Genomic DNA, 21,914 nt, shown 5'->3' with positions numbered 1-21,914 from the left:
AGTTGCGCGAAAATGTGTGTTTTAAGGTACAGCTTTAAACACTTTTCAACATTCTTTTTGAGTATTTCGACTAGCGGGTAGGCGATATGTACTTGTTAAAAAAGCCACATTGTGGGGTGTGGCTTCTAGTTGACTAAAATACTGTCTTTATCTTTTAACATAATTAAGCTTAGTCTGAGCAGGGACTTTATCAACTCTAGTGGTTGCTATTGTTATATTAAAATTGTGTTTATCCAAAAAACTAACTTATAGCTGTTGCTACCTATTTTTGTTGTCTATCAATAGGCAGCAATGTCAGTTCAGACAATTATTCACACAAATTAAAAAGCGTACTTTAATTTTAAGCTCATGTTTCTCGGTTCACCAACAAAGTAGCGATGATTACCAAAGGCAAAATCTGCACGCTCTGCGTAGCGCTCGTCTGTGAGGTTCATCATCGCAAATGACGCGCTTAACTGTGGGTTAATTTGCCAGTCGGCTCGCAGATTATAAATTTTATGGCCTGCATAGCTTTGTGTATTGGCAGCATCTAAAAAGTAGTCGTCTATTTGCTGGCGTTCTAACTGAGCCATGATAGTTCGTGTAACTTGCCAATTGATCTGCAGGTTAAGTAGTAGTTTTGGCGCGGTATCTATGTCGTTGCCCTTGATTTGCGCACCATTAGTTGGGTTATTTAAATAAGTGTGCTCGCTGTAGCTAAAGGCCAGTTTTGTACTAATAGTACGCGTTACTTGGCGGTTAAGTGCAAACTCGATGCCTTGGTGTTCGGTGTCTAGGCCGTTTAAATATTGACGGTCGGCGTCTTGGTAAATGCCGTCTTTTTTCTTCAAATGATAAACCGAGAGCTCAGCAAAGAGATCTTTATCTACATATCGAACACCAACTTCGGTTTGTATGGCTTTAACACTTTTTACATCGCTGGTGAGCTGACCGTTTTGTAGGCGGTATAATTCGCTGTTATGGGGGGCTCTGAAGCTTTGATCATGTTTGGCGAATAGTCGTGTTTGTTTATCAATTTTATAGCTATAGCCAAGTGCATAACTGATATCGTCAAATTGATTACTTTGGCTTGCAGGGCGAGTATAACGACATCCCCCGAAGCCACAGGCTGTGCCATCGTCTTTTAAATTACCAGTGCTTAAATTGTTTTGATAATCGTAGTCGGTGTTATCGTAACGCAGTGCGGCAAAGGCGTTGTGTTCGTCTGTGATTTTTGCGTCGAGCTGAGCGTAAGTGGCAAAATTTAGCGCATCAACGTCATAATCATAGTGCTTTCCTTGCGGTAATACGCCGCGTAAAAATGCAGAGTTTGATTCGGTGTCGTTGGCTTGGTTTTGTTTTAAAAAGCCGCGAGTGATGTCGATGTCAGAGCCAAGCGTTAAACTGAACATATCAGACAGCTGACTTGCGCGACGTACTTGTAAACCTATACTCGAATGGCCGTTTTCTTCGACAGGCGTGCCCGGTAAAAAGTGCATTAAAAAGTCCATGTCGGTATGGCGTAAATATGGATTAACCTGCCAGACTGAATTTGGCGTATTTAAGGTGTTAAACATGGCATAGCGCATCGACAAACTGTTTCGATATGCATCTGGAAAGTCATTAATACGCAGTAATGATTTATCTTGGTAAGCGTTTTCGCCTCGCTGTAAATAGCCCGCTGTATCTTGCTCTAAGTTGGTTAGTGTTACTCTGTGGGTAGTTTGCCAATCACCTAAACTGTGTGAAGCTGCCAATGAGAGTTTTTGTTGCTCGTAGCCAGAGCTGTCTTGAAAGCCGCCATCTGAGGTGAGTGTTAAGCCCACTAGGGTATCAAGAGTATCTGTTTGCTGACTGAAAAGACCGTTTACTCTGTAAAAGCTACCTTCACCTAATTCAAAGCTCACCATAGGCGTTGCATATAAACTTGGGCTGAACACATTGATAGTGCCGTGAATAGCATTTGAGCCGTAGCGGGATGAATTCGCGCCTTTCACAACCTCGATGTTATCTGCAAGTTCAAAGTGGGTGTCGAATAATTGGTTTACGTTACAAAAGCCTGGCGCGCGTAAGCTGATACCATTTTCAAGCGTTAAAAACTCAGCACACGAGCCTGCGCCGGTTAAAACAGGTGAACGCACCGATAACAAAGATTCTTGTCCGTTACCACGACTTAACCAAGTGCTAGATGCTTGGCTTAGCAATTGGTTTAAATGCTCTGCGTTGCTTTGCTCAATGCTTTGTTTGGTAATTTTATTGGTGTTACCTATCAAGTCTAAATGCTGGGTTTGTGTGCGGTTGGCGGTGGTGACTAGGGTTTCAATGTCTTTATCATTGGCGTTTGATAAGGCCTGAAAGCTGATGCTCGCGCAACTTAAAAGAGCCAAAGAAAAAATAGAAAATTTAAACGTTTCTCGCACAGACATGTTCCTTTATCGCAACTTGACGGTATTTTACCAATCCTCAATAATACTTGAATCATTTTGAGGGATTAAAACTAACGCTAGCGTCGTTAAAAATTTCTTATTTAGAATAACTAAACAGCAAAATTTTCGCCTAGCTATCGATACGTTTTCCTTGCCTCAAAATAGATCACTTAATTAAGAGTATTGGTATTACAAAAGTGCCTCATTATACTGAATAAATTCAAAACACGATCTACCGTCGAGCAAAATTATGTATCAAAAAGTGTTTAAAACCACGCTGTTAAGTGCAGCTTGTATCTTGAGCGTGGCCTCGCATGCTAATAACCAGAACGTTGAACAGCTATTTAAAACAACCTGTGCGTCGTGCCATGGTCAAGAGTTAACAGGTGGCATGGCTGGTTCTTTAATTGATAACCAGTGGATGACTGAAGGCACAGATACTGCGTTGGCTAATGCCATTAAGAACGGTATTGTTTCGGCGGGGATGCCAGCATTTGGCGCGACGTTAAATGAAGAACAAATTCGTACTCTGGTTGTATACATTCGTGAAGCAGGTGCAAGAGCAAAGCAAGCGAAACAGCCCGAATCTCAGATGGGCAAGTCGTTTAATACGGATTATCACAAGGTGACAACCAAAGAAGTGACCAACAGTGATGGCATCATCTGGGCTATGGATTTTTTACCTGACGGCAGTTTGCTTTATACCTTACGCGAAGGCGAGCTTTGGCACATGACGAAGGGCGGTAAAAAAACGCATATTAAGGGCACGCCTAAAGTATGGCATAAGCGTCAAGGTGGGCTGTTAGATGTGTATCCTGATCCAGATTATAAAAAAAATGGTTGGATTTATTTGTCGTATAGTAAAGATGCAGGTAAAAACAGCCAAGGCCAAGAGGTGGCATTTACTGCCATTGTGCGCGGAAAAATTAAAAATGGTGAGTGGGTAGCGCAGCAAACCTTATTTGAAGCCAAACCAGAAAATCATCAAAATCGCGGTTGGCATTTTGGATCTCGTTTTGCCATTAAAGGCGATTACTTATTTTTTACCAATGGTGACGAAGGGTTACAAGATGGTGCGCAAGACATCACCACGCAAAACGGTAAAGTTCACCGTATTTTCAAAGATGGTCGCGTGCCAAAAGATAACCCGTTTTATAACGAAAAAGGTGCGCAACAAACTATTTGGACCTACGGCAACCGTAACCCGCAAGGCTTAACGTTACACCCTAAAACTGGAGCGCTGTGGTCTACAGAGCACGGTCCGCGTGGTGGTGACGAATTAAACCTGATCACCAAAGGCACTAACTATGGCTGGCCAAAAGTGACGTATGGTATGAACTATAATGGTACGCCTATCACACCACATACTGATTTACCTGGTATGCAACTACCTGTGCATCAATGGACGCCATCTATTGCTGTTGCAGGTATGAATTTTTATACGGGCAACAAGTTTAAACATTGGCAGGGCGACTTATTTGTCGGCAGTTTGGCTAAGAAGCAATTGCACCGCTTGCGAATTGAAAACGGCAAAGTCACAGAAGATGAAATCATCTTAAAAGGTCTAGGTCGTATTCGCGATGTCGTGACTGCACCTAATGGTGAGATTTATTTAACCATTAATGACCGTAATGCGAATCAAAGTAAGATCATTGCAATCGCGCCTAAATAACGATTAACCGGACGCGAAATAAAGTCGGTGCTATTGGTATTTTTACCCGGTAGCACCGACTTTACGTCGAGTTGCTCTCAACACGTTCATCACCGTAAAGCCCCTTTACATGCTCTTTTATTCAGATCCAAACCTCACGACATCATCTTAAATTTCTTGCTTTGATTTAAAACATTGAACATACAGCAATTTCGGTCAAGTAAAGCGTTTGCTGTATGATTAAGCTTGTCTGCAGTTTTACTAACACATAGGCGCTTTATGCAAAGCAATCTATTACAGCAACGTATTTCGCTGGTTTGCGATTACATCAATCAACACTTAGATGATGAATTAACGGTGAGTGTGCTTAGCGATGTTGCTGCTTTATCTAAATTTCATTTTCATCGCGTATTTATGGTGTTTATGGGTGTAAATGTAGGCAAGTATATTTTGCTGGCGCGATTAAAGCGGGCGTCTTTTCGTTTGGCGTTTGAGCGCGATATTAAAATTATTGATATTGCACTAGAAGCGAAGTTTGACAGTGCTGAAGCGTTTTCTCGCGCCTTTAAGCGTACGTTTGAGCAAAGTCCTTCAAACTTTAGACAAGCTGCAAATTGGCCTAGTTGGTATGACGTATTTGATTTTTCACCGCAACCAATAGAGCAACAAATCATGCAAGTAGACATTATCAACTTTGAACAAACTAACATCGCGTTTTTAGAGCATAAAGGCGCAGCAAATCGCATCTTCGAAACAGCTGGCCAATTCATTGCGTGGCGAAAAAATAGCGGGTTATCGCCACTCAATTCGAGTCGAACATTTGGTATGCCAAATGGTGACCCTGAAACTATGGCTGAAGATGCATTTCGATTTAAGCTGTGTTGTTCAGTAAATGCTGTCGTACCTGATAACGTATTTGGTGTCGAAAATGGGATTATTCCACACATGCGCTGCGCTAAAGTCAGGCACTTAGGCAGTCACGATAACATGGAGCAAACGATACGTTGGCTTTACCAGCAGTGGCTTCCTCAAAGTGGTGAACTACCAAGCGACCATTGCTGTTTTTTCGAATATCATAATTTTGTGCATCAAGTCGATGAGTGTGACCTCATCACTGATATCTATTTGCCGCTGCAAAGTTGATGAGTAATAAGTTTGCTTTGCCGAGTCGATTGCTTTGGGTCATTGGTATGATGAACAATAATTTAAATTTGTGTTTTTTATACCAAACAATGATTAATAGAATGAATTTTTGTCTGATTTTTGTTCTATTAGTCATTGTTATAAAAAAATTTAATTAAATTCGAATAAACCCAAATGGTTAATAATGAAATCTTACATCACTCACCTTGAATTCATGCAAAAAACTATATTTTCCAAGATAATTGGTTAGGTTTTCTTATTTTTATTAAGTTTTTATATTGTCTTATTCAATATTCTGTATTTTTTTTGGTTGCTGATTATCTAAATTGTGTTGCTTGTTTGTCAATGTTAAAGCTGTAATCTATTTACCAATAAATTTATTTTTACATCTGCTTTAACTTAGTATAACAAATGTTTGTTCACATAATAAAAATCAAATTGACAGCGCTGTCATGCAGGCTTAGAGTGGCGGTTATCAACTTGATTCTGTTTAGTTGATACTAATTTTCTATTATTTTATAAGGAACTATAAATGAAAATACGTAATTTTGCTGTTGTGGCTTTTTCGTTGGTGACAAGTACATATAGTTTTGCAAACTCGCAAAATATATTCGATATTGATGGTTATGATCGTTATACAGAGTATGCTCAAGGTCCTGTGTCAGCATCAGTTATTGCAAGCGACTATGCGCATTATATGGATGTGTATCTACACCCTAGCGCAACTGCAAATGCATGTTACTCTGCTGAAGTTAAAACTGAAAATACAGGGGAGTTTATAGCTTCAGCGAATATAAGAACGGTTGATCAACATGGCCGTATTCACCAAGCTTATTCGACTATACCTGATGAGTACGTATCAGTTAATAAAAAATTAGTAGTTACTTGTGATGATGATGCAGGTGATGAGTATAAAATACACGTAAAAATTCCTAGCGCCCCTAAAATTCACTGGGATGTTACCGTTGAACTAACTGAGAGCAGTGAGTATATCCAGCCTAGTCGTTCTTTTGGTTATCATAGTGAATATAAAGTGAGTAGTTCACTTCGCGTGGAAAACCAAACAACAGACTCTTTCTGTCAAACAACATCGCAATATAGCCCTGCTTTGGGTTTATTTAACGGTGAGGTAGGAGCTGATAAGTTTAATTCAAATGTATTCTTAAGCAACAAGATTGTGAACAATCTTGTAAACCCTAAACCAGTATTAATGCAGTCTATAGAGTGTCAGAACTCGGCAGGTAAAACTGTTGCAAGAAAAGTATATGATTTAACTAATAAAGATGCGATTGAGTTGCTTTATGATGAAGTCGAATATAAGTAACTTTTACTAAAAAATCTGGCCCATTGCTTAATTATTTAAAAAGATGGGCCAATTTAAATATTTCATATTTTTAATTAAAGTTTTTTATTGTTAACTTTTAATTTAATTATATATTCTTTGTTTGTGGTTTTTTATTTTTCTATTTTATTTTGAATTTTCATTTGCTTATTTTTATTTAAAAAATAAATTAATTGTTTTTGTAATTATTTAAAGTGATGGAAGGGATAGGTGCAGTGATTGGATATAATAAGTGGTGATAAAAATCATTTTAATTTCTTGTTGAGCATGTTTTTTAAATTGTAAAATTTATTGAGACTTTGCGATTTTAGGAAAAGGCTCATAAAATAGCATGATTAATTATAATTAGAGCTAATCAAGTATGTTAGTTCCCGTTGTTATAGCTGGTGGCTCAGGTACCCGCTTATGGCCCCTGTCTCGTACTCACTACCCAAAGCAATTTCTCTCTTTGACAGGCGAGCAGTCTTTGTTACAACAAACTTTGCTGAGATTAAAAGGCCTCGAACATGACCCCGCGATTATTATTTGTAACGAAGCACATAGATTTTTAACCGCAGAGCAAGTTCGATTAAGTGAGATGCCACACTTTCCTATTATCCTAGAGCCTGAGGGCCGCAATACAGCGCCCGCGATTGCATTGGCAGCATTTAAAGCATTAGAGACGAATCCCGATGCAACTTTGTTAGTGATGCCTGCCGATCATGATATTGGCGATGTTGAACTGTTTTTAAATGCGATAACACAGGCTACAGAGAGTGCGGGAGAGGGTAAGTTAGTCACCTTTGGTATCGAACCTACCTCTGCGCATACTGGCTATGGTTATATCCATAAAGGCAAGCCTTTGGAAAGGGGCTTTACAGTTAACCAATTTGCTGAAAAGCCCGATGAAGTAACCGCAAAGGAGTATGTTGAATCAGGGCAGTTTGTATGGAATAGCGGTATTTTCATGTTTAAAGCTCAAGTATATTTAGACATGCTAAAGCGTTTTAACAATGACATATTTGAAGCTTGTTTTAACGCCATGCAAATGCAACAAGATGATTTAGATTTTACGCGTGTAGATGCCTCAGCCTTTCTAGCTTGCCCAAGTGATTCAATAGATTATGCGATCATGGAGCCTTTAACAGCACAACAAAATGATGCTGTGGTGATGATCCCCATGGCAGCTACATGGAGCGATGTAGGCAGTTTCGATGCGCTTTGGCAGTTACTTGATAAAGATGATGAGCAAAATGCAATTGCTGGTGATGTGATCGCAATCGACACGCAAGGCAGCCTGTTACTGAGTGAAAATAAACTATTAGCCACGGTTGGTGTAAAAGGCGTGGTGGTAGTACAAACCAAAGATGCAGTGTTAATTGCAGATAAGAATAATACTCAAGCGATAAAACAAGTGGTTGCTCAGCTAGAACAAAAATCTCGTGCTGAAATTCATCAACACCGTGAAGTCTTCCGTCCTTGGGGAAAATTTGATGCCATTGATGAAGGCGAGCGTTTTTTAGTGAAGCGGATCACAGTAAATCCAGGTGCACGTTTATCAATGCAAATGCATCACCATAGGGCAGAGCATTGGGTTGTGGTAAGTGGCACAGCCAAAGTGACTGTAGATAACAAAGTTCAGTATGTGACCGAAAACCAGTCTGTATATATACCTATTACAGCTGTTCATAGCCTTGAAAACCCAGGTCAAACTGCTTTAGAGCTGATAGAGGTTCAGTCGGGTAGCTATTTAGATGAGAGTGATATTGTTCGTTTTGAAGATGATTATGGGCGTGAATAAGGCGCTATTTCTCAATAGAAAAATTATTAATAGGCACCATAAAAAGTGAATGTCTCAAAGCTAATTCAAAATACTTCCATTAAGTTTGGTACCAGTGGGGCGCGTGGTTTAGTCGAAAATTTTTCGCAAAATATCTGTGTTGCGTTCGCAATGGCTTTTATTGAACATGGTAAACGTTGCGATAAATTAAGCGATGACAACCTGTGTGTCGCCATTGGTATTGATAATCGCCCTAGTAGCTACGAGATGGCCCAAGGTGTTGCTATGGGTCTAATAGCATTGGGTCTGGATTATAAGTTTCATGGTGTCTTACCTACACCTGCCTTAGCCTATGCCGCAATGCAGAGAGGAGAGGCTTGTATCATGGTAACAGGCAGTCATATTCCGTTTGATCGAAATGGTTTGAAGTTTTATTACCCAGAAGGCGAGATCAGCAAGTTTGATGAGCAAGGTATTTTAAGTCAATACATCGAGCTTCCTGATGAACTGAGTGTTCCAGAGTTAATTGAGTGTGAGTCAGCGACAAATACCTATATCAATCGTTATTTAAATTACTTTTCTGAGCTGAATTTAACAGATAAGCGAATAGGCGTTTATACCCATTCAAGTGCAGGTCGAGATCTATACCTCAGACTACTCCAGCAAGTGGGTGCAATCGTTGTTGAGCTTGGCAGAAGCGACACCTTTGTGCCAATCGACACCGAAGCGGTAAGTAAAGAAGATCAGCAAACAGCCAAAATTTGGGCTAATGAACTCAATCTAGATGTCATTATTTCTACTGATGGTGATGGCGACAGACCTCTTGTGGCGGATGAATGTGGTAATTGGCTTAGAGGCGATGTACTCGGTTTAATTGTTAGTCAATTTTTAAAAATAGAAGCTCTAAGCGTGCCCATTAATTGCACTTCAGCGATTGAGTTGAGTGGTTGTTTTCAGCAAGTGGCGAGAACAAAAATAGGCTCTCCGTTTGTTATTGAGGCATTTGTACAATTACAAAAACAGCACAAAAAAGTCGCTGGATTTGAAGCAAACGGCGGGTATTTACTTGCAAGCGATATTGATGAAGACGGTAAGTTATTATCTGCGCTGCCAACCCGAGATGCCTTATTACCTATTTTAGTTGTTTTAGCTCAATTAGCTAAGCAGCCAATATCTAAAATGATGCCGGGTTTACCAAAACGCTATACTGCCAGTGGCAAAGTAGAACATGTGCCTTCTTATGTTGGGCTTGCTTTCTTAAAGGCGCTACAAAGCGATACAGAACGTTTACTTGCCGAATTGGATATTAAATATCGTGTCATTGAGCTCGATAATACTGACGGTACTCGATTGATTCTGAGTAACAAAGACATAATGCATTTTCGTTGTTCAGGTAATGCACCTGAAATGCGCTGTTATGTTGAGTCTGACTCTGGAAAAAGAGCCGAAACATTATTGTATTGCTTAAAAAACAAATTGAGCTATTTGACTGAACAGGCAGCAACAACGAAGTGACATTCACTTTGCTACACTGTCTATAAAAAGTGCTAAACCTTACTGATAAGTTGAAATACAATTGGGGTTTGAGCTGCTAAAACCAGTATCGAAGAATAAAATACAGCTTTAATCGCATTTTTTAGGCCACGATATTCAATTAATAATTGCGAGATAATTAAACTTGCTAATGGTAGTGCAAGGGTGCAGCCGATCACAAATGCGAGCTTTTCATTTGCTTGTAGGTTAAATCTATCAAAGTCAGCCATAAACAATGACGTAATGTAAGCGGTTAATGCCATACAAATAATAGATACAACCACCATTATGATTTGTTTTATTGACACTGACTTTTGACGTACTTCAATCATAACTTCCATGCTTGCTCCTTGTATCGCTAATATATTTAATTGTTTGTTATTACGCCATCAGTCAATGTGACTGATGGCTAGACTATTCATACCACCCCTCAAAACAGCTTACTTAATTAAGAGGGTTAGTGTTAAGTTTTAAGATTACTCGTCAATCTCAACTTTGCCCTTGATGTTCTTGATTTGCAAACCGCCTGAACCTGAGTCTTCAATGACTAGAGCACCAGCACCATTTACACTGATACTGCCTGAGCCGTCGTCAATGGTGACTGTGCCTAACACTTCATTAGCATAAATATCGCCGCTGCCATCATCAACTTTTAGGTCACCCTGAGTGTTGTTTACGGTAATGCTGCCTGAGCCATCTTCAATCTCAATGTGTTTACCACCTGAGATTTCAATGCTGCCAGAACCATCGTCGATTTCAATGTCACCATTCACTTGTTTGATATCAATACTGCCAGAGCCGTCGTCAATGATCAGACCCAAGTTACTTGGAACTGTAATTGTTAGGTTGATTTTAGGTCCAGGACTATTTACTTGCCAATTATTTGAATTACTTGCTCTTGCAACCAGCTCGGCTCTGCTGCCTTTGTCTTCTAGTGTGAGTGTGAAGTCATCAGCGCTGTAAGCAAAAATCTCTGCATCTACGGTAATGTCAGTGGCGCTGTCGCTACCAACAATTGATAAATTACCAGCGCCTGCTTCTGTTTCTAATAGTTTTAGGTCTACGGCACTTAGAGTGAGTTGTTGATTATCAAAATACTTAGGTGCGCTGCCTGGGCCATTTTTAACATGAATAATACAACCACTTAATAAAATTGCTGCGCTTAAAGGTAAAAGGGTTTTTAGCATCTTGATTCCTACATGTGCTTTTTTGTTATTATAGTTAAAGCAATAAAGTGACCAATTTGCAAGTGTCTGATTTGTAATGAATTGTAAGTTTTCGTGTAAAGCGTGTTTTTCAATTTAACGAAAAGTTAGCTTTTTTCCTCACTATATTAGTCAGTTAGCTAAACTGAATAGTTAACTAGGACTCAAGTTAACTCATTTAAGGAGACTGCATGATAGAAGAAACACTCTGGCAAATTTATCAGCACAGTTACTTCCAAAGTACTTGTCGAGTTATGCCTTATCAGACAGTAACAAGTCATAGAGCTGGCGCGATTATCAGCGTATGGAACCCTCATGGGCAGAATTTAACTTTGGCGCATAATAAACGGCTCGAAAGAGCGGCGATGCGTTATCTTCGAGCGCAAGGCATTGCTTACAAAAGATTGTGGGGCGGTAATGAGGATATGAGCTATCGTGAGTTGAGCATATTTATACCCTACTCATTGCAGCAAGCACAGCATTTATCAGCCCATTTTAAGCAACTAGCATTTTATTATGTCAGTGCTCGAGGACGAGTAAGTTTGCATTGCTCGAAGCAAACTAAGCCTATGTGCTTGGTAAGCAAACGCCTAAAAAAGCGCTGGCTTACAAAATAAATTAACTCAAATATAAGCAGGGCTAAATCATAAAATCACATTGGCTATCTATCAACTTACTTTTCTTGCAGCAAAAACGACAAATATGTTCATTTACCCAAGTTTGTAGCGCTTCTATCGGCAGCGGCTTAGCGTAAAAGTAATCCTTTACGTATTGCCCGCCTAAGTCGTTAAGGTTCTTCAATTGCACCTTGTTTTCGACACCTTCAGCAATGACTTTAAGGTTTAAACTGTCAGCCATTGAGACAATCGCTTTAACCAGTACTGCGGAGTCTTCACTGGCAGTCAGATCTGAAATGAAACTGCGGTCGATTTTAATGGTGTTTATCGGGAAGCGGCGAAGATAGCTAAGCGATGAATAACCTGTACCAAAGTCGTCAATAGCAAGCTGCGCCCCTGTGGCTCTTAAATCCTGAAGCCAATTCATCACAGCTTGGTCGTTATCCAGTAAGATACTTTCGGTTATTTCTAAATTTAATGAGTTGGCATTAAATTGCGTATCTTTGAGAATCGTTGAGAGTATTTCTGCATTAAACCCTAAGCGATATTGTTGACTAGAGACATTAACCGACAGCATAGACTGGCAGTTGCAATTTAAATTCAGTGATTGAATATCTGAGCAAGCTTGCTTTATGAGCCATTCGCCCATTTCACTGATGAGCCCGCTTTCTTGAGCTACGGGAATAAATTCTGCCGGTGAAATAAAGCTACCATCACTGAGTTGCCAGCGCATCAGCGCTTTAACACCATATAAAGATGCACTTTGGGTGTCGACAATTGGTTGAAAAAAAAGGCTTAACTCTTGATTCTTAATGGCATTACGGAGTTTGTGTTCTAATTCAACACGACGATTAACTTGCTGTTGTATGCTTTTAGCGAAAAAGTGGAACTGATTACGGCCGTTTTCTTTGGCTTTGTACATGGCTAAATCAGCCAGTCTGAGTAATTCTTTGGCATTGTCAGCGTCTTCAGGCAACAAAGTGATCCCTATGCTAGCTCCTGAGAAAATTTCAAAGCTATGGATCATAAAAGGTTTAGAAAGCTCATTGATAATCTTCTGAGCAATGGCCGTACAGTGTTCTATCGATGCGATGTTATTGAGTAATATCACAAACTCGTCGCCACCAAATCGTGACACTGTATCGCTTTTACGTACGATTTGAGTTAATCGTGCTGACACCTCAATTAATAGTGCATCACCTGCTTCATGGCCAATGGTATCGTTGATACGTTTGAAGCGGTCTAAATCAATAAATAATAGCGCGCTCAGTTGTTTATAGCGTTCGCTATACAGCAAACTCTGTGAAATACGCTCTAGCAGTAAGCTACGATTAGGCAGGGCTGTTAAGGCATCGTAGTAGGCTTGGTACTGGACTTTTTCTTCTTGTGTTTTGCGCTCAGTAATATCAGAAATCACCGCCACGTATTGTTGAATATGACCGTATTCATCACGCACTGCGCTGATCGAAAGCCACTCTGGATACAACGACCCATCTTTTCGCCTATTCCAAACCTCTGAGGCTCATTGATCTTGCTCGTTGAGGGTTTGCCACATTTTCTCGTAAAAAGTTTTATCGTGTTTACCTGAGCTGAGTATTGACGGTTTTTTGCCTAATACATCGGCTGCACTGTAACCCGTGATGCGTGTAAAAGCTGGGTTAATGGCAGTGATCTCTAGCTCGCTATTGGCGGTCATTATCCCTTCTTGAGTGGCATTAAACACAGCGGCTGCGGTTTTTAATTTGGCATGGGCGCGCTTTTGCTCGGTGACGTCTTCTTTCACAGCAATAAAGTGTTTGACTTCGCCTTGTTGGTCTCTTATCGCTGAGATCCGTGCTTGCTCCCAATAGTGTTCACCATTTTTTTCTGGTTATGGAATTCACCGCGCCATTGCCCTTTTTCTTTTATTCTAGCCAAAGCGCTCTGTAGTCAGTGGTGGTTACTTGTGATCTTAAGAACCTTGGGGTTTTGCCTTGAACCTCTTCTAATTGATAACCCGTAATGCGCTCAAATTTCGGGTTCACATATTCAATTTTGCCACGGGTATCGGTAATAACGATAGATACTGGGCTTTGCTCTATGGCATGACCCCACTTTTTTAAGGTCGCTTCAGCGTGTTTAAATGAGGTGACATCGACACTGACACACGCCATCGCACCATCATGCGCTTGGTTTAATGTGGTTCTGATCCATTTGCCAGCTAATCTGTAATGTAGAGTTTGATTATGCGATTCAATTTGATTGATCAGTTGGTTGCTTTGTAATGTTTGCCATTGCTCAAGTGTTTTTGGGGCATTATCTGGGTCTATTTCATGATGATTAAACCAACTGGTGTTAGAAGGCACCAACTGGTTATTTTTATCAAACAGCGCAAACCCTTCTTCAATGGACGTGAGCGCCTCTTTGAGTAACTTGCCAGATCGAAAGGCACTAAATCGAGCATGGTTTAAACGCCTGTAAATAATGATCAGAGCGAGCAACAGTGCAGCACTGAGTATTAAAGTCAGTTGACGATTTTCTTTGCTGCTTTGAAGTTTCTCTAAGTGATACTGATTGTAGCTACTATTGAGCGTGTTAAAAGCCGGTTTACTGGGGGTTGCGACAAAGGCGTTGTACAGGTTTTTTAAATTGTGTTGTTGTACTAACTGAACCTGTAAGTGTTGTTTTAAGTTTTTAATTAATGGGCTTTGCTCTCTATCGCCAATAACTTCTAGTTTGCCTTGTATTTCGGCCAGCTTTACTTCATCAGCATAAAAGTTATACGACAACACGTCGCTATATAACTGCTGGGCAATTACTGCGTCTTTGCTGCCTTGGAGTTGTAACTCTACTGAGGTAAGTAAAGTAAGGTGTTGCGCATCAAAGAGGCAGCCGTTTTTATGCGCTCTAGTTGCAGCATTTTGTCATCAATGAGTGCAAAGTAATGAGATATTTTTTGCTGCAAGTCTGATGTTGTCGCTGCAAAAGGCGAGTGCTGAGAGTTAACAAGAGACTGAAGGCTATCCAGTTTTTGTGTCAGCGTGACAAGTTCATTATATTCCGGCATATCTGCGGCAATGATTTTTAACGCAAACTGATGAGCTATGCATCAACGGCATTACTTGAGAATAAAAACTGAACCCTGTTTTGATGCGCTTTATTGTCATCCTACGCACTACTGATTAGTGCATAAGCGACCCAAATCAGCATAAAAAATATGGCTGAGTTAATTATCTTACTTAAAAAATTACTCTGCTTCATAAGGACTCGTTAATTCCGGATGCTGACCGACTAGGCTAGTTAAAAAAGCACGAATTGATTGAATATCTTGCCCAGGAATAGCACGGCCCAATTGATACTTAGCCATTACTCGAATGGCATCACTGAGATCATTTTGACTGCCATCGTGGAAAAAGTGTGTTTGTAAACTGTTTAATCTGAGGCTAGGCACTTTAAAAACATGTTTATCATAAGGATTCTTTGTCACCATATAGCGACCTAAATCGGTTTCTGTGATTTCTCCGCCACGGTCTTGAAAGTAATCGCCAAAATGGCCTATTTTTGAAACATGTTGCCACCGACATTTCTATCTTGGTGGCAGCTAACGCAGCCATAGCGCTTAAAAAGTTGATAACCTTGCTTCTTTTTACTATCAATGGCGTTCTGATCGCCTTGTAACCAACGATCAAAAGGTGAATTAGTCGTCACTAAAGATTGTTCAAACTCAGCAATGGCATGTTGAATGTTTTGTTGACTAATGGGGGAGTGATAAATTCGCTTGAACTTTGCCGCGATCGCTTTATCTGCCGACAGCTTTGCGATGACTTTAGCCCAAGTGGTGCCATGCTCCTTCGGATTCGTAATTGGTGCATCGACTTGATCAAATAAATCAATTCGCGCGCCACCTAAAGTCTGTCGAATATTAAAGACTGCATTGTACACAGTAGGCGTTTTAGCTGCGGTTTTCTGGCCATCTACGCCATCAGACAACGCCTTGTTATCAGCGCCATTAGTTGCAAGCTGGTGGCAGCTTGCACAGCTAATTTCATTATTTCTAGAGAGGCGTTCGTCAAAAAAACAGGGCTTTATCCAAAGCTATTTTTTCTTTATTTAAATGGGAAGGCGTCATAATGGGTGTAATTGGCTCTTTGGCAAATGACAGGTTAAAAAATAAAACAGACATTAAAACTACAAACGACCGAGTTAAAGTCATAACGAGCTATTTCTCATAATAATCTAAGTGAAAATTAGCACTGGTTGGGCAGCGGGTTTTTGATGTGGGTTAATAAAAATGAAAAATGATGAGGTACAGCGCTGAAATTGGATTAAATTAATGGTTTAGTATTAATTTCAAGTATTTTCATAGTGAGTGGTTCTGAATGTGAATTTTTAAGCTGTTGCACTGAGCAGGAAATAGGAGGCTAAATATATGCTATTTCATTGTGCAACAGCTAATATACCAACCCTTAAAATTGATCGCTTAAGAGGGTTGGTTATATTTGACTACTTACCAAGCCAAGTATTGAATTCACGATACATAAAATCACGAATAATCGGCTGTGCTTCGGCGTTCGGGTGAAGGTTATCTTGCATCATCAATAACTTATCTGTTGCTATTTCAACCATAAAATACGGCATTAGATAGCTGTCTGTTGCGTCAGTGACCTTTTTATAAGTGTCTGAAAACATCTTGGTATATCTTGGACCAAGGTTTGGCGGAATTTGAATGGCCATCACCGCGACTTTGGCACCCGCCGCTTGGCTTTTTTCAACGAGGGTGGTGAGGTTTTTACGAAGAATTTTCACTGGAAAGCCGCGAATACCATCGTTCCCGCCTAGTTCAACTAACACATGGGTCGGCTTGTGGGCCTGTAACCACGCATCAATTTTTAAAATCGCATTGTCGGTTGTTTGGCCGCTAATGGCGGTGTTGATGATTTCGATATCGCTTTGTTCTTGTTTATATTTATTTTGTAACAAATAAACCCATGCTTGCTCTTGTTCAAGCCCGTAGCCAGCGCTTAAGCTATCTCCAATGATCATGATCTTGCCTTTTGCAAAACTCGTAGAAGAAATAAGTAAAAATGCAAGAAATACAGCTAACTTAAGGAATTCTCGTAACATGTCGGTACTTTCTCAGTTGAATATTATAAATGTCGAGGGACTTAGCAAACGCGTAAACACCCTTGAAGGTGAGCTTACTATCCTTAGTGATATCAATTTTGCTGTCAAGCCCGGTGAGTCAGTTGCGATTGTCGGCGCGTCGGGTTCAGGTAAGTCTACTTTACTCAGTTTGTTGGCCGGTCTAGATGTTGCCAGTAGCGGTGATGTGCATCTAGACGGAGAAGCGTTGAGTAAACTAGACGAAGAGCAAAGAGCGAGAATTCGGGCTGAAAAAGTTGGCTTTGTATTTCAATCTTTTATGTTAGTTCAGAGCCTAACAGCGCTTGAGAATGTTATGTTACCCGCTGAGCTTGCAGGCGATCATAGTGCTAAAGATCAAGCCGTTGAATTACTTAAAAAAGTAGGGTTAGAGCACCGGCTAGGCCATTATCCATCGCAGTTGTCCGGTGGTGAGCAACAGCGTGTCGCCATAGCAAGAGCCTTCATTGGCACGCCAAAAATTCTGTTTGCAGATGAACCATCGGCCAATTTAGATACTAAGAACGGTCATATTATTGAAAATCTTTTGTTCGATTTAAATAAACAAAATGGCACAACGCTTATTCTTGTCACGCATGATGAGCAATTGGCTCATCAATGTGATCGTATCATTCATATCGAGGGCGGTATGTTGGAGCAAATTCGAGAGGGAGTGACTGCGAATGTGGGTTAAATTAGCGTTTAAGTTATTCTCTCGAGAATTTCGACGCGGTGAACTGAGCATTATTTTTGCGGCGATTGCGCTTGCAGTGCTGACAGTGTTTAGTTTGGCATCGGTGACGGAGCGTATCGGGTTAAACATAGAGCAAAAAACCGCAGATTTTATTGCCGCTGATCGCCGTCTTTCAAGCAATCATGAGTTTGAACCAATCGTACAAAAAACCGCAGAGGAATTTGGCTTAGAAACAGCACAGATGTTGTTTTTCGATTCCATGTTGTTTGCCAACGATGAGCTGGTGCTAGGCTCTGTAAAAGCGGTATCTAGTGCCTATCCGTTAAAAGGCCAAGTTGAGTTAAAAGATAACCTCGAGGGGCAAAGCTACCCAATTCGCGGCGCGCCAGAGCCAGGCACTTTATGGTTAAGTGAAGGCCTGTTTTACAGCATGGGATTAAAAGTGGGTGATACCGTTGAGCTTGGTGCGGGAGTGTTTACCGTGGCTAAAGTGCTCATGAGTGAACCTGATGCACCTTTGTTTTCTCTGGCGGGTAACAAACGAGTCTTGCTGAACTATGTTGATATTGAAAGAACGCAAGCTGTACAGCCGGGCAGCCGTGTATTCCACCGTTTATTATTTTCGGGCTCTGAGCAAGCTTTAACTGATTACTATGCCTGGTTAAAACCACAACTAAAACCGAATCAAAGTTGGCAGGGGATCAAAGATAGGCAATCGCCACTTGGCGAGAATTTAGCCCGTGCTGAGCGTTTCTTATTATTGGCTGGTTTATTTGGGATAATGCTAGCAGCAGTGGCTATGGCGGTTTCAGCCAAGCGTTATTGTGAGCGCCAATACGACCCGGTAGCGATGATGAAAACCTTAGGTGGTAGCCGCGCAACAGTACGCAAAATCTTTCTTACTCATTTAACTTTGGTGACGTTATTTTCAATTGTGATAGGTCTAATTATTGGCTCTGTGCTGCAAAGTGTTGCTGCAGATTATCTGGCCAATTTTATGGACACCACATTGCCAGAAGCAGGGGCTAAGCCTTGGTTATTAGCGGTATTTATAGGTCTTGTATGTGCTCTGATGTTCTCGTTAAAGCCGTTATTAGACTTATTCGATATTCCGCCACTGCGTGTTTTACGCCGTAATTTAGGCGATAGCCTTGCGTTGAGTAAAGTGCATATCGGTGTGTCGATTTTGACGATTTTCGTCTTAATGTGGCTGTTTAGCGGGCAAATCATCACAACACTTGTGCTGTTTGCATCTACCTTACTGGTGATTGGCGTGCTGTTTGTTATTTCTCGCCTAATCTTCGCAGCAGGTCGTAAACTCGGTCTTCGCCCAGGTTCAAGCTGGTCGCTTGCAATTGCAACACTGCAAAAACGAGCAAACACCAATGCGGTGCAGTTGATCACCTTTGCACTTGCTATCAAGTTGATGCTGTTTTTAGTGGTACTGAAAAACGACATGATCTCAGATTGGCAAATGCAGGTGCCAGAAGATGCGCCAAATATGTTCTTAATCAACATTGCTGAAGATGAAATCTCGCCGATTAAGCAATACTTCGACGAGAACCAAATCACGCATGAAGCATTTTTCCCGGTATTTAATGCGCGTGTGAACGCGGTGAATGGTGAAGAGTTTGCCCGTCGTGTATCTAAGCAAGAAGGTGAAGAGCAAGACGATAATGCCCGTCAAGGGGTAAATCGTGAGCCTAACTTAACGTGGTTAGACGAAGTGCCTGAAGGTAATGAAATCGTAGAGGGTGAGTGGTTTGGCGACTCAGAGCGTTTAGAGGTCTCTGTGTTCGATGGCTGGAAAGAGCGCCTTGATTTAAAACTGGGTGATGAAATTGAGTTTTTAATTAATGAACAAAAATTCACAGCAACGGTGACCAGTTTCAGAACCGTAGATTGGGGCACGCTCAAGCCAAACTTTGTGATGATCTTAAGTCCTAATTTTGCAGGTAAAATACCGGTTACTTACTTCAGTGCTGCGAAGCTTGAAGCGCAACATACCAAAGGTATTAGCAAGCTGTTACAGCAGTACCCAACAATCAGCATGATTGATATCAAAAACCGTATTCAACAGGCACAATCGATGATATCTCAAGTGTCATTAGCGATTGGCTTTGTGCTTATGATTGTATTGTTTAGTGGTGCGCTTGTGCTTATCTCTCAAGTACAAGCAAGTCTTGCTGAGCGTATGCAAGAAGTGGTGATATTAAGAACTCTAGGGGCTAAAGGCAGTTTAATTAAACTTGCGACACTGTATGAGTTTTTATTGCTTGGTGCGATAGCTGGCGTGGTTGCTGCACTGGTGAGTGATATTGCTCTGTTAGTTATTCAGCAACAGCTATTTGGTGTTGATGGCCGTTTACACCCTTATATTTGGATTTTAGGGCCGTTAGCAGGTGCGAGCTTTGTGGCATTCATTGGTTATTTTATGGTAGCAAAAACCATGCGCCAGAATACCCAAAAACTGCTACGTTCATTGGCTTAGTAGGCTTGTAGTCAGAATTACTAAATGGAGTTAAATATGAAACATCATGCTATTAATTATGTCGAATTTGCAGCGAAAGATTTAGGTAGTACAGAGGCGTTTTTTCATCGTGTGTTTGGTTGGGATTTTACCCCTTATGGTCCTGAATATATTGCTTTTAGTGGTTCAGGTTTAGAGGGCGGTTTCTATCAAGCTGAAAAGATGGCGAATGTTAATTCTGGTAGTGCACTGGTGGTGATATACAGTGAAGACCTAGAGCGCAGCTTGGAGGACGTGCAAAAAGCGGGTGGGACAATTTGCCAAGACATTTTTGCTTTTCCCGGTGGCCGACGTTTTCATTTTTTAGAGCCCAGTGGCAATGAGTTGGCAATTTGGTCTGATAAGTAACTAAACCACTCTCGATTCCATTAATCGTTATAATTAAAAAACCCAAACGTGATGTTTGGGTTTTTTGTCTTTTAAAGTGCTGAGTGACTGAGTCGTCTAAGAAGCGATACCCACATCTAGTTTGGCAAACCACTCTAAAAACTCTTGTACAGCTTCACCTTTAAAAATGCGACCATGCTGCGGTGCCATCATTTCGATATCGAGTTCTTTTACTCGCGCAATCCAATTGTTTTTGGCGCTATTCGATGGCATCCAACGACGATGGAAGTACTCCATATGTTTTACATGTGCAGCAAAATCTTCGACAAACATAGGGATTTCACCATGCTCTAAAGAGGCGCCAATATCACCGCTCATCAGTATTTTTGCTTGCGGGTCATAAACGTTGAAGTTACCTGATGAATGCAAGTAGTGAGCGGGCACAAATTTTAATGTTGCAGAGCCAACCCTGACTTCGCCGCCTTCATCTTTAATTGGCACGTATTCAATGTTTTCCATACCAAAGTGGCGTATAAAGCCTTCCCATAACCAAGGGGCATGAAGCTTGGCATTGGGAACGGTTTTATCCCAAAGCCCCAGTGACGAGATAATGTCAGGATCTTGGTGAGAGGCAAACAAGGTGGTGACGTGTTCAAGGTCAACATGCTTGAGTACGCTTGCCAGCATAGGAGAAAAAAGCTCTACGCCGCCGGGATCAAGAATGATGGCTTCTTGTGCGCTTTTTATTAGGTATTGGTTGGTATCTATGATTTTTTCAGGTTTGCTTTCATCTCGCCCCATGACTATCCATGTATGACTCGCACTTGAGTGTAGTTCGGTTGATTTCAACGCATCACTCCTCTTAATTTTGAAATTTCACTGAGGTTGTCAGTCACAGCTGCTTTAATTCTTTTGGCAGCACTGGCTATAAAGTCAGAAACCCCTTGCAGGCTTTCGCTGAAATCCCCTGCATTTGATGCTTCTACACGGCTCGTAACAGCAATGTATTCGGCACTTCGCATTTGTTTTTGTATGTCTTCAAAGTAGCTTTCTAGATTAAAAATTGCGTGCTCTAAGGCTTTAGATTTCACTATTAGATCATCGCAGCCTGTCGAGAGCAGTGAATCTAAGGTTTTATCGCGAGAGGCGTTCTCTGCTTTTTGAATATGGTTTATGAAGTTACTGCATCGAACCACGGCAAGTGCCAAGGTAAAAAGCTGATTAGATAAGGTAGAGATCTCGGCTGTCGTTTTGATGGTTTGATCTGAAAACTCATCAATAAAATTCGTGATGGGCTTAAAGCCAAAGGCCGAGTCGCCAGCACGTAGCGCAACAACGCGCGCATTCTTAGCGGTGAGTGATAGGTTTTTTGCCTCGGTCAAGATGATATCTAAGTTGGCAATGATATTGGCAACCCTGATAAAATTTCCAACAGCATCAGTTGATTGAGCAGCTTTAAGCATTATTTCGCTCTGATGAATATTTTTATTGAGCATAGATAATAAATTCAGAAGTTGCTAGATTTTATTATAGTTGCTAAGTCACCTTGATTATTTGAGCTTCATCATAAACACTTAAAGTTGGTCA

20 protein-coding genes and 2 pseudogenes are annotated in these 21,914 nt (G+C 40.9%); 9 read left to right on the top strand and 13 right to left on the bottom strand.

What is annotated here, in order from left to right; genetic code table 11:
• Positions 1 to 320: 320 nt before the first annotated feature.
• A complete protein-coding gene (locus ACGHEH_RS07050; protein ID WP_390443317.1) occupies positions 321 to 2,405 on the bottom strand; it encodes a TonB-dependent receptor in 2,085 nt (694 codons plus the stop codon).
• Positions 2,406 to 2,655: 250 nt separating this feature from the next.
• On the opposite strand from ACGHEH_RS07050, the gene ACGHEH_RS07045 reads away from it, so the two are divergent.
• The 5 genes from ACGHEH_RS07045 to ACGHEH_RS07025 all read left to right on the top strand — a co-directional run bounded on the left by ACGHEH_RS07045 (position 2,656) and on the right by ACGHEH_RS07025 (position 9,815).
• Entirely contained in the window at positions 2,656 to 4,077 is a 1,422-nt protein-coding gene (locus ACGHEH_RS07045) for a PQQ-dependent sugar dehydrogenase (protein WP_390443315.1), read from the top strand.
• A 258-nt stretch (positions 4,078 to 4,335) separates the two neighbouring features.
• Positions 4,336 to 5,199: a GyrI-like domain-containing protein gene (locus ACGHEH_RS07040; protein WP_390443312.1), complete on the top strand. Its 864-nt coding sequence runs from the start codon at positions 4,336 to 4,338 to the stop codon at positions 5,197 to 5,199.
• Positions 5,200 to 5,731: 532 nt separating this feature from the next.
• Entirely contained in the window at positions 5,732 to 6,523 is a 792-nt protein-coding gene (locus tag ACGHEH_RS07035) for a hypothetical protein (RefSeq protein WP_390443310.1), read from the top strand.
• A gap of 379 nt (positions 6,524 to 6,902) precedes the next feature.
• On the top strand, positions 6,903 to 8,321 hold the full coding sequence (locus tag ACGHEH_RS07030) for a mannose-1-phosphate guanylyltransferase/mannose-6-phosphate isomerase (protein ID WP_390443307.1): 1,419 nt from the start codon (positions 6,903 to 6,905) through the stop codon (positions 8,319 to 8,321).
• A 45-nt stretch (positions 8,322 to 8,366) separates the two neighbouring features.
• The gene (locus tag ACGHEH_RS07025; protein ID WP_390443305.1) at positions 8,367 to 9,815 is read left to right on the top strand and encodes a phosphomannomutase; all 1,449 of its coding nucleotides are present in this window, start codon (positions 8,367 to 8,369) and stop codon (positions 9,813 to 9,815) included.
• A gap of 32 nt (positions 9,816 to 9,847) precedes the next feature.
• On the opposite strand, the gene ACGHEH_RS07020 is transcribed toward ACGHEH_RS07025, so the two are convergent.
• Positions 9,848 to 10,174, bottom strand: coding sequence for a hypothetical protein (locus tag ACGHEH_RS07020; protein WP_390443302.1), 327 nt, complete (start codon positions 10,172 to 10,174; stop codon positions 9,848 to 9,850).
• Positions 10,175 to 10,309: 135 nt separating this feature from the next.
• Entirely contained in the window at positions 10,310 to 11,020 is a 711-nt protein-coding gene (locus ACGHEH_RS07015) for a hypothetical protein (protein ID WP_390443300.1), read from the bottom strand.
• Between the two features lie 209 nt (positions 11,021 to 11,229).
• Between ACGHEH_RS07015 and ACGHEH_RS07010 the strand changes: the two genes are divergently transcribed.
• Positions 11,230 to 11,655, top strand: coding sequence for a DUF3293 domain-containing protein (locus ACGHEH_RS07010; protein ID WP_390443297.1), 426 nt, complete (start codon positions 11,230 to 11,232; stop codon positions 11,653 to 11,655).
• A gap of 22 nt (positions 11,656 to 11,677) precedes the next feature.
• Here the strand turns inward: ACGHEH_RS07010 and ACGHEH_RS07005 are convergent, their stop codons facing one another.
• The 8 genes and pseudogenes from ACGHEH_RS07005 to ACGHEH_RS06970 all read right to left on the bottom strand — a co-directional run bounded on the left by ACGHEH_RS07005 (position 11,678) and on the right by ACGHEH_RS06970 (position 16,758).
• Positions 11,678 to 13,072, bottom strand: coding sequence for a putative bifunctional diguanylate cyclase/phosphodiesterase (locus tag ACGHEH_RS07005; protein WP_390444172.1), 1,395 nt, complete (start codon positions 13,070 to 13,072; stop codon positions 11,678 to 11,680).
• Between the two features lie 18 nt (positions 13,073 to 13,090).
• Positions 13,091 to 13,477: pseudogene (locus tag ACGHEH_RS07000) on the bottom strand (PAS domain S-box protein); the annotation flags it as partial.
• Between the two features lie 82 nt (positions 13,478 to 13,559).
• The gene (locus ACGHEH_RS06995; RefSeq protein ID WP_390444169.1) at positions 13,560 to 13,808 is read right to left on the bottom strand and encodes a PAS domain S-box protein; all 249 of its coding nucleotides are present in this window, start codon (positions 13,806 to 13,808) and stop codon (positions 13,560 to 13,562) included.
• 372 nt (positions 13,809 to 14,180) lie between these two features.
• Positions 14,181 to 14,456 (bottom strand): annotated as a pseudogene (locus tag ACGHEH_RS06990) (DAHL domain-containing protein); the annotation flags it as partial.
• A gap of 26 nt (positions 14,457 to 14,482) precedes the next feature.
• Positions 14,483 to 14,740 carry a DAHL domain-containing protein gene (locus ACGHEH_RS06985; RefSeq protein WP_390444166.1) on the bottom strand — a complete coding sequence of 86 codons (258 nt, stop codon included), beginning with the start codon at positions 14,738 to 14,740 and terminating at the stop codon, positions 14,483 to 14,485.
• Between the two features lie 141 nt (positions 14,741 to 14,881).
• Positions 14,882 to 15,124, bottom strand: coding sequence for a hypothetical protein (locus ACGHEH_RS06980; RefSeq protein ID WP_390443294.1), 243 nt, complete (start codon positions 15,122 to 15,124; stop codon positions 14,882 to 14,884).
• 65 nt (positions 15,125 to 15,189) lie between these two features.
• A complete protein-coding gene (locus ACGHEH_RS06975; RefSeq protein WP_390444163.1) occupies positions 15,190 to 15,678 on the bottom strand; it encodes a cytochrome-c peroxidase in 489 nt (162 codons plus the stop codon).
• Positions 15,679 to 16,137: 459 nt separating this feature from the next.
• The gene (locus ACGHEH_RS06970) at positions 16,138 to 16,758 is read right to left on the bottom strand and encodes an arylesterase (protein WP_390443291.1); all 621 of its coding nucleotides are present in this window, start codon (positions 16,756 to 16,758) and stop codon (positions 16,138 to 16,140) included.
• Here ACGHEH_RS06970 and ACGHEH_RS06965 point away from each other — a divergent pair.
• The 3 genes from ACGHEH_RS06965 to ACGHEH_RS06955 are packed head-to-tail and all read left to right on the top strand — an operon-like array spanning position 16,757 to position 20,348.
• On the top strand, positions 16,757 to 17,470 hold the full coding sequence (locus ACGHEH_RS06965) for an ABC transporter ATP-binding protein (protein WP_130255049.1): 714 nt from the start codon (positions 16,757 to 16,759) through the stop codon (positions 17,468 to 17,470). The genes ACGHEH_RS06970 and ACGHEH_RS06965 overlap by 2 nt on opposite strands.
• Positions 17,460 to 19,961 carry an ABC transporter permease gene (locus tag ACGHEH_RS06960; RefSeq protein ID WP_130255050.1) on the top strand — a complete coding sequence of 834 codons (2,502 nt, stop codon included), beginning with the start codon at positions 17,460 to 17,462 and terminating at the stop codon, positions 19,959 to 19,961. The genes ACGHEH_RS06965 and ACGHEH_RS06960 overlap by 11 nt, the downstream gene beginning before the upstream one ends.
• A 36-nt stretch (positions 19,962 to 19,997) precedes the next feature.
• Complete coding sequence (locus ACGHEH_RS06955) at positions 19,998 to 20,348, top strand: VOC family protein (protein WP_390443287.1); 351 nt, start codon at positions 19,998 to 20,000, stop codon at positions 20,346 to 20,348.
• Between the two features lie 96 nt (positions 20,349 to 20,444).
• On the opposite strand, the gene ACGHEH_RS06950 is transcribed toward ACGHEH_RS06955, so the two are convergent.
• Both ACGHEH_RS06950 and ACGHEH_RS06945 read right to left on the bottom strand, forming a co-directional pair.
• Positions 20,445 to 21,176 (bottom strand): MBL fold metallo-hydrolase, encoded by a 732-nt coding sequence (locus tag ACGHEH_RS06950; protein ID WP_390443284.1) that lies wholly within the window; start codon positions 21,174 to 21,176, stop codon positions 20,445 to 20,447.
• Complete coding sequence (locus ACGHEH_RS06945) at positions 21,173 to 21,790, bottom strand: chemotaxis protein (protein ID WP_390443281.1); 618 nt, start codon at positions 21,788 to 21,790, stop codon at positions 21,173 to 21,175. Before ACGHEH_RS06945 ends, ACGHEH_RS06950 begins: the two co-directional genes overlap by 4 nt.
• Between the last annotated feature and the right edge of the window lie 124 nt (positions 21,791 to 21,914).

The sequence above is a fragment of the Pseudoalteromonas sp. MTN2-4 genome, from assembly GCF_042848605.1.
Lineage (GTDB): Bacteria > Pseudomonadota > Gammaproteobacteria > Enterobacterales > Alteromonadaceae > Pseudoalteromonas.
This window is presented reverse-complemented; position numbering and strand designations above follow the sequence as displayed.

What these genes read in the sequence shown, in the direction of transcription:
- ACGHEH_RS07050 (WP_390443317.1), bottom strand. Translation starts at nt 2,405, where the DNA reads ATGTCTGTGCGAGAAACGTTTAAATTTTCTATTTTTTCTTTGGCTCTT.
- ACGHEH_RS07045 (WP_390443315.1), top strand. Translation starts at nt 2,656, where the DNA reads ATGTATCAAAAAGTGTTTAAAACCACGCTGTTAAGTGCAGCTTGTATC.
- ACGHEH_RS07040 (WP_390443312.1), top strand. Translation starts at nt 4,336, where the DNA reads ATGCAAAGCAATCTATTACAGCAACGTATTTCGCTGGTTTGCGATTAC.
- ACGHEH_RS07035 (WP_390443310.1), top strand. Translation starts at nt 5,732, where the DNA reads ATGAAAATACGTAATTTTGCTGTTGTGGCTTTTTCGTTGGTGACAAGT.
- ACGHEH_RS07030 (WP_390443307.1), top strand. Translation starts at nt 6,903, where the DNA reads ATGTTAGTTCCCGTTGTTATAGCTGGTGGCTCAGGTACCCGCTTATGG.
- ACGHEH_RS07020 (WP_390443302.1), bottom strand. Translation starts at nt 10,174, where the DNA reads ATGGAAGTTATGATTGAAGTACGTCAAAAGTCAGTGTCAATAAAACAA.
- ACGHEH_RS07015 (WP_390443300.1), bottom strand. Translation starts at nt 11,020, where the DNA reads ATGCTAAAAACCCTTTTACCTTTAAGCGCAGCAATTTTATTAAGTGGT.
- ACGHEH_RS07010 (WP_390443297.1), top strand. Translation starts at nt 11,230, where the DNA reads ATGATAGAAGAAACACTCTGGCAAATTTATCAGCACAGTTACTTCCAA.
- ACGHEH_RS06995 (WP_390444169.1), bottom strand. Translation starts at nt 13,808, where the DNA reads ATGGCGTGTGTCAGTGTCGATGTCACCTCATTTAAACACGCTGAAGCG.
- ACGHEH_RS06980 (WP_390443294.1), bottom strand. Translation starts at nt 15,124, where the DNA reads ATGGTGACAAAGAATCCTTATGATAAACATGTTTTTAAAGTGCCTAGC.
- ACGHEH_RS06965 (WP_130255049.1), top strand. Translation starts at nt 16,757, where the DNA reads ATGTCGGTACTTTCTCAGTTGAATATTATAAATGTCGAGGGACTTAGC.
- ACGHEH_RS06970 (WP_390443291.1), bottom strand. Translation starts at nt 16,758, where the DNA reads ATGTTACGAGAATTCCTTAAGTTAGCTGTATTTCTTGCATTTTTACTT.
- ACGHEH_RS06960 (WP_130255050.1), top strand. Translation starts at nt 17,460, where the DNA reads ATGTGGGTTAAATTAGCGTTTAAGTTATTCTCTCGAGAATTTCGACGC.
- ACGHEH_RS06955 (WP_390443287.1), top strand. Translation starts at nt 19,998, where the DNA reads ATGAAACATCATGCTATTAATTATGTCGAATTTGCAGCGAAAGATTTA.
- ACGHEH_RS06945 (WP_390443281.1), bottom strand. Translation starts at nt 21,790, where the DNA reads ATGCTTAAAGCTGCTCAATCAACTGATGCTGTTGGAAATTTTATCAGG.